General features: G+C 67.6%; 5 protein-coding genes and 1 pseudogene. 5 read left to right on the forward strand and 1 reads right to left on the reverse strand.

The genetic code is table 11. The features are described 5' to 3' along the window. Positions 1 to 198 (forward strand): annotated as a pseudogene (locus tag VIR09_RS07150) (carboxylesterase/lipase family protein); the annotation flags it as partial. Positions 199 to 271: 73 nt separating this feature from the next. After that, positions 272 to 1,222 (forward strand): tripartite tricarboxylate transporter substrate binding protein, encoded by a 951-nt coding sequence (locus VIR09_RS07155; protein ID WP_332012247.1) that lies wholly within the window; start codon positions 272 to 274, stop codon positions 1,220 to 1,222. Between the two features lie 23 nt (positions 1,223 to 1,245). Here VIR09_RS07155 and VIR09_RS07160 read toward each other — a convergent pair whose 3' ends face one another. Beyond that, a complete protein-coding gene (locus tag VIR09_RS07160; protein WP_332012248.1) occupies positions 1,246 to 1,875 on the reverse strand; it encodes a TetR/AcrR family transcriptional regulator in 630 nt (209 codons plus the stop codon). Positions 1,876 to 2,018: 143 nt separating this feature from the next. On the opposite strand from VIR09_RS07160, the gene VIR09_RS07165 reads away from it, so the two are divergent. From VIR09_RS07165 to VIR09_RS07175, 3 genes are all read left to right on the forward strand, one after another. Beyond that, positions 2,019 to 3,512: an MFS transporter gene (locus VIR09_RS07165; RefSeq protein ID WP_332012249.1), complete on the forward strand. Its 1,494-nt coding sequence runs from the start codon at positions 2,019 to 2,021 to the stop codon at positions 3,510 to 3,512. Between the two features lie 144 nt (positions 3,513 to 3,656). Next, positions 3,657 to 5,045 carry an amidohydrolase gene (locus VIR09_RS07170; RefSeq protein WP_332012250.1) on the forward strand — a complete coding sequence of 463 codons (1,389 nt, stop codon included), beginning with the start codon at positions 3,657 to 3,659 and terminating at the stop codon, positions 5,043 to 5,045. Positions 5,046 to 5,191: 146 nt separating this feature from the next. Beyond that, the gene (locus VIR09_RS07175; RefSeq protein ID WP_332012251.1) at positions 5,192 to 6,169 is read left to right on the forward strand and encodes a tripartite tricarboxylate transporter substrate binding protein; all 978 of its coding nucleotides are present in this window, start codon (positions 5,192 to 5,194) and stop codon (positions 6,167 to 6,169) included. The last annotated feature ends 59 nt before the right edge of the window (positions 6,170 to 6,228 follow it).

Raw genomic sequence — 6,228 nt, forward strand, 5'->3', positions numbered from 1 at the left:
TTCGGCGCCTGCCATTGCATCGAGCTGCCCTTCGTCTTCGACACGCTGCCGGCGTACGCCGGCGCGCCCATGCTTGCCGGGCTGCCGCCTGCGCAGGCGCGGCAACTGGCGCAGGCCACGCAGCAGGCATGGATCGCGTTCATCCGCGGCGACGGCCCCGGTTGGCCGGCGGCCCCGCATATGCAGATCCTGGCCTGAACACGGACCGCATGCGCACCGGCGCGGGCGCACTCGGCCCACGCCTCAAACACATCAAAACAAGGGGAATTCCATGTTCAAGCAAACCGCGCTCGCGCTGGCGCTGCTGGCGCCATTGGCGGCCACCGCCGCCTATCCCGATAAGCCCGTGAAAATCATCGTCTCCAACCCGCCAGGCGGCCCCGTCGACGTCATGCTGCGCGTGCTGGCCAGCAAGCTCGGCGCCGCCTGGGGCCAACCGGTGGTGGTGGAGAACAAGCCCGGCGCCTCCGGCATCATCAGCACCGGCGCCCTGGTCAAGTCCGCGCCCGACGGCTACACGCTGGGCATGGTGGTGGCCTCGTCCGTCACCATCGTGCCCTTCGCCGTGGACAGCCTGCCGTTCGATACGCAGAAGGACCTCAAACCGATCTCGCTGGTCGCGCGCACGCCCTTCATTTTCATCGTGCCCAAGGACAGCCCGCTCAAGACCTGGGAAGACTTCGTGCGCGAAAGCAAGACCCGCAATCTGAGCGTCGGTTCGTTCTCCATCGGCACGGCCTTCCACCTGGTCTGGGAACAGACGGCGCGACGCGCCGGCATCAAGGCCTTGTACGTGCCCTCGTCCTCATCGGGCAAGACGCAGAACGATCTGATCGGCGGCCAGCTCGACGTGGGCCTGGACGCGCCTTCGAGTTCCAAAGGCCTGATCGACAGCGGCCGGCTGCGCGCCCTGGCGATCACCAGCCCGGAACGCTTCGGCGGCCTGCCGGACACGCCCACGCTGGAGGAATCGGGATTGAAGGGCTACGCGCCGCAGCCGTGGATCGGACTGATGGCGCCCGCCGGCATTGCCGACGACCGCGTGGCGTTGATCCAGAAATCGGTCGCGGACATCCTGAAGGAACCCGCGATGCGGGCGCAGATGGAAACCCTGGGCATGATCCCCATCGGCAGCACGCCGCAGGAACTGGCCGCGACCATCGAGGCCGACCGCGCCGACATGGGGCCGCTGATCAAGGAACTGGGCATCAAGCTGCAATAGCGGCGATCGCGGCGGCGCGGGCCTCAGCCCGCGCCCAGCATGCGCAGGAACATTGCCGACAAAGGGCCGGACAAGGCCTGCGCGTCGCGCCGGCCCTGCGCGATGGAGGCGTCCACGGCGCCATGCATGCCGTGATAGAGCACGATGGCGGTCAGTGCCGCGTCGTCCAGCTGCCAGCAGCCGGCGCGCGCGCCCGCCTCCAGAATCGCTTCCAGCTGATCCAGCACGGCGCTTTTCTCGGCCACGCCGCGGTCGGGATGCTGGGCGTCGTGGAACACCACATCATGCAGTTCATAGCCGTCGAAGTAGGCCTCGACCCCCGCCCGGGTCCAGGCGCGCAGCCGCGCTACCCCGTCGTCCGGCGCACAGGCTTGCACCTGGCGGTCGATGTGGTCCAGGAAGCCCTGCGAGAACTTGGCCCGCAATGCCGCCAGCATGTCGTTCTTCGATGTGAAGTAGTGATAGAACGTGCCCTTGGCCACGCCGGCACGCTCCACGATCTCGTTGACGGTGGCGGCCTCGACACCCTTCTGGATGAAGAGCGCTTCCGCCGCCGCCATCAACTCGTCCAGCCGCACCGCGGCCGGTTTGGTGCGGGGCTTGGGAGCGGCGTCCGGGCCTGGCAAGGCAGACGGGTCGGCGGGAGCAGGCATATCGTTCAGGGTCGGTTCAGTAACAAGGCGCCAGTGTAGAGGAGGCGCAGGGCCAGGATCAAAGTTTGAGAATCGTTCTTCTTTCCATTGACCGACGGTCGGTCGATGAATAGAATACCTCTTTCCCTACTCTGCGTCCCGCCATGCACCCCGCACGCCGCCGCGCCCTGGTCCTTGCCGTCAACCTGGGCAGCTTCATCACCATCCTGGACATCAGCATCGTCAACGTGGCGCTGCCCACCATGCAGACGGCCCTGCGCATCGACATGGCCGGGCTGCAATGGGTGGTGGACGCCTACGCCCTGTTCCTGTCGGCCTTCATGCTGTCCGCGGGGCCCTTGGGCGACCGCTACGGCCGCAAGCGTTCCTGGCTGGCGGGCGTGCTGCTGTTCACCGCGGGTTCCGCCCTGTGCGGCCTGGCGGATAACCTGACGGCGCTGCTGATCGGCCGCGCCGTGCAGGGGGTGGCCGGCGCCCTGCTGGTGCCGGGCGCGCTGTCGCTGCTGACCCAGGCCTTTCCCGATCCCAAGGAACGCGCCCAGGCCATCGGCGTGTGGGCTTCCTGCAATGCGATTTCGCTCATCGTGGGCCCCATGCTGGGCGGCGTGCTGGTGGCCCACTTCAATTGGCAGAGCATCTTTCTCATCAACCTGCCGGTGGGCGCGCTGGCCATCGCGCTGGGCGCCTGGAGCATCACGGAAAGCGCCCATCCCGAACATGCCGCCTTCGACCCCGCGGGCCAGGCCCTCAGCGTGCTGTGGCTGGGCGCGCTGACCTATGGCCTGATCGCTGCCGGCGAATATGGCTGGGCCGCGCCGCAAGCCACGGTTGCGCTCGCCATCGCGGCCGCCGGCCTGCTCGCCTTCCTGTGGGTCGAGCATCGCGCCACGCGGCCCATCCTGCCGCTGGGGCTGTTCCGCGACGCCGGCTTCGCCATCACCAACTTCGCGTCCTTCGTGCTGGGCTTTTCCGCCTACAGCAGCCTGTTCTTCTTCTCGCTCTACCTGCAACACGTGCGGGGGCTGTCGCCGCTGGCCACCGGCTGGCAACTGGCGCCGCAATTCGCCGCGGCCGGGCTGGTGTCGCTGGTATTCGGCCGGCTCAACCTGCGCTTCGGCCTGCCCCGCCTGATGATCGCCGGCTTTGCGTTCATCGGCCTGGCCATGCTGGGCATGACCCGCTTCGAAGCCCATACGCCGTATGCCGTGTCCGGCGCCCTGCTGGTGCTGCTGGGCCTGGGCACGGGCCTGGCGGTTCCCTCGACCAGCATGGCCGTGATGGCCACGGTGCCGCGCGAACGCTCCGGCATGGCCTCGGCCACCATGAACGCGCTGCGCCAGACCGGCATGACGATAGGCATCGCGCTGTTGGGCGCGCTGATGAGCGGACGCGCGATCGAGGCGCTGACGGCCTCGCTGTCGCGGCTGGGCTCGGCCGACGCGCAGGCCTTGGCGCGTGCCGCCATCACCCTGCATGAGCTGCCCGGCCAGCCCGGCAACGCGGCCGAATTGGCCGCCGCCGCGCTGGCCGGCGGCTTCCATGCCGCCATGCTCTTCGCGGGCGCCGCAGCGCTGCTGGCTGCACTGTTGCTGCTGTTCCTCGCACGCGGCGCGAAGAACGTTCTGCGCACCGCATGAAGCCTGGATTCCGGCGCACGGAATTCCATCCGCCGGAATCAAAACAGCCTGTTTTTAAGCGTTGGTAACAAACGCGCCCGCTATCTTGCGCTTCGGTAAGATCCTCGTCCAATAACAGGTTAACAACCACGAGGAGAGCAAAACATGCCTTACCGCAAACCCCTGTTCCGCCTGGCCCCGCTGGCGCTCGCCGCACACTTGCTGATGTCTGGCCCGGCCGCCGCGCAAAGCGCGCCCGGCACCCAAGGACCGCTGGTTCCGGCGCCCAATCCCGCGCTCGCCGCGCAGATCGATCAGCGCGCCAAGGCCATCGAGGACAAGCTCATCGCCTGGCGCCGCGACATCCACGAACACCCCGAACTGGGCAACCAGGAGAACCGCACGGCCAAGCTGGTCGCGGACCACTTGCGCGCCTTGGGCATGGACGTGAAGACCGGCGTGGCCGGCACCGGCGTGGTCGCCGTGCTCAAGGGCGGCAAGCCCGGCCCGGTGGTGGCGCTGCGCGCCGACATGGACGCGCTGCCCGTCAAGGAACAGGTAGACCTGCCCTTCGCGTCCAAGGCCAAAGGTACTTATCTGGGCAAGGAAGTGGATGTGATGCATGCCTGCGGCCATGACACCCACACCGCCATCCTGATGGCCACGGCCGAAGTGCTGGCCGGCATGAAGGACCAGCTCCCCGGCAGCGTGAAGTTCATCTTCCAGCCCGCCGAGGAAAGCCCCGCCGACTTCGAGCCGGATGGCAAGAAGATCTGGGGCGCGAAGATGATGGTGCAGGAAGGCGTGCTGGAAAATCCCAAGGTGGACGCCATCTTCGGTCTGCATGTGTCCAGCTCGTATCCGGTGGGCAAACTGTCGTGGCGCAGCGGCCCCGCGATGGCCGCCGCCGACCAGTTCTGGATCGACGTCACCGGCAAGCAGACCCATGGCGCGCGCCCCTGGTCTGGCATCGACCCGATCGTGGTCAGCTCGCAGATTATCCTGGGCCTGCAGACCATCCCCAGCCGCCAGATCAACAGCATGCTGGAGCCGGCCGTCATCACCGTGGGCGCGATCCATGGCGGCAACCGCATGAACATCGTGCCGGACAACGTCGCCATGACGGGCACCATCCGCACCTATGACGAAGGCATGAAGAAGGACATCCACCAGCGCATCGCGCGCACTGCCGACATGATCGCGCAGAGCGCAGGCGCCAAGGCGGACGTGCGCGTGGTGGAGCTGTACAACGCCACCGTCAACAATCCCGCGCTGACCGAGCAGATGGGTCCCACGCTGCGGCGCGTGGCGGGCGAAGGCAACTACGGCCTGCAGCCCAAGTCCACCGCATCGGAGGACTTCTCGTTCTACCAGGAGAAGGTGCCGGGCATGTTCTTCTACCTGGGCGTGACGCCCAAGGGCACCGACGTCGAGAAGGCCGCGCCCAATCATTCGCCGCGCTTCTACGTCGATGAGTCCGGCCTCATCAACGGCGTGCGCGCGCTGTCGAACCTGACCGTGGACTACATGACGCAGGCGCAGAAAGGCAGTTGATCCGCGCGCCTCGCGCGCTTGAAGCAAGCCCGCCGCGCCATGCGGCGGGCATAAGCAAACGGCCACAAATTCTTTGTCAGGCCCGGCCCGGCTTTCTACAGTACGCCCCTTTGCCGCTCTCGCGGCAGTCATGTAGAAACCACGCCATGCCGATTTCCCGTCGAACCTTCATGCTTGCCGGCGCACTGGCGCTGCCGCTGGCGCGGCCGCGTCCAGTACGCGCATCCGCCTGGCCCGAGCGTCCGATCCGACTCATCGTCACCTTCCCGCCCGGCGGCGCCAGCGACATCGCCGCGCGTCTCATCGCGCCTGTGCTGGCCGAAAAACTGGGCCAGCCCATCGTCATTGAAAACAGGCCCGGCGCGGGCTCGACCATCGGCGCCAAGCTGGTGGCGCAGGCGCCCAACGACGGCTACACCCTGCTGATGTCGAACTCGGCGCCGCTGTCGATCTCGCCCGCGCTGATGCCTCAAGGCGGATACGATGCGCTCGCCAGCTTCGACCACATCGCGTACCTGGGCGCGGTGCCCACGGTGTTCGTCGTGCAACCTTCCGTACCGGTGTCCAGCTTCGCGGAGCTGACTGCCTGGATCCGTGCGCAGGACCAGCCCGTGCAATACGGCAGCGGCGGACTGGCGTCCGTGGGCCAGATCGTGGGCGAACTGTATTCCCGGCAGACAGGCGCGCGCCTGCAACACATCCCCTACAAGGGATCGGGCGCCATGCGCAACGATTTGCTGGGCGGCCAGATCCGCGTCGCGGTGGATGCCTTGCCGCAGAACCTGCCGTTCCTGCGGTCCGGCCAACTACGCCTGCTGGCGGTCACCACCGGCAGGCCGGTGCCGCAGGCACCCGACATTCCGGCGGTGGGAGAGTTGGGCTATCCCGGCCTGATCGCAGAGAATTTCGTCGGCCTGTCCGGTCCCGCCGGCCTGCCCGGCGCGGTTTCGCAGCGCTTGAACGACGGCATCGCGCAGGTGCTGGCCGCGCCCGGCATCCGCGCCAAACTGGAAGGACAGGGCTTTGTCCTGGCGCGCAAATCCCCCGCCGAGTTCACCGACTTCGTCCGCAGCCAGGCCGAGGCCTGGGGGCCGGTGGTACGGTCCACGGGAGCCAGCCTGTGAGCGCCCGCCGCATGCTTGTGCTGTTCGGCCAGCCGGGCCGGGGCGGCTTCAATGAAGCC

The organism is Achromobacter sp. (assembly GCF_036567245.1).
In the GTDB taxonomy this organism is placed as follows: domain Bacteria; phylum Pseudomonadota; class Gammaproteobacteria; order Burkholderiales; family Burkholderiaceae_B; genus Achromobacter.

Excerpts from the sequence above, each read along its gene's own strand:
- VIR09_RS07165 (WP_332012249.1), top strand. The coding sequence starts at position 2,019 with ATGCACCCCGCACGCCGCCGCGCCCTGGTCCTTGCCGTCAACCTGGGC.
- VIR09_RS07155 (WP_332012247.1), top strand. The coding sequence starts at position 272 with ATGTTCAAGCAAACCGCGCTCGCGCTGGCGCTGCTGGCGCCATTGGCG.
- VIR09_RS07170 (WP_332012250.1), top strand. The coding sequence starts at position 3,657 with ATGCCTTACCGCAAACCCCTGTTCCGCCTGGCCCCGCTGGCGCTCGCC.
- VIR09_RS07160 (WP_332012248.1), bottom strand. The coding sequence starts at position 1,875 with ATGCCTGCTCCCGCCGACCCGTCTGCCTTGCCAGGCCCGGACGCCGCT.
- VIR09_RS07175 (WP_332012251.1), top strand. The coding sequence starts at position 5,192 with ATGCCGATTTCCCGTCGAACCTTCATGCTTGCCGGCGCACTGGCGCTG.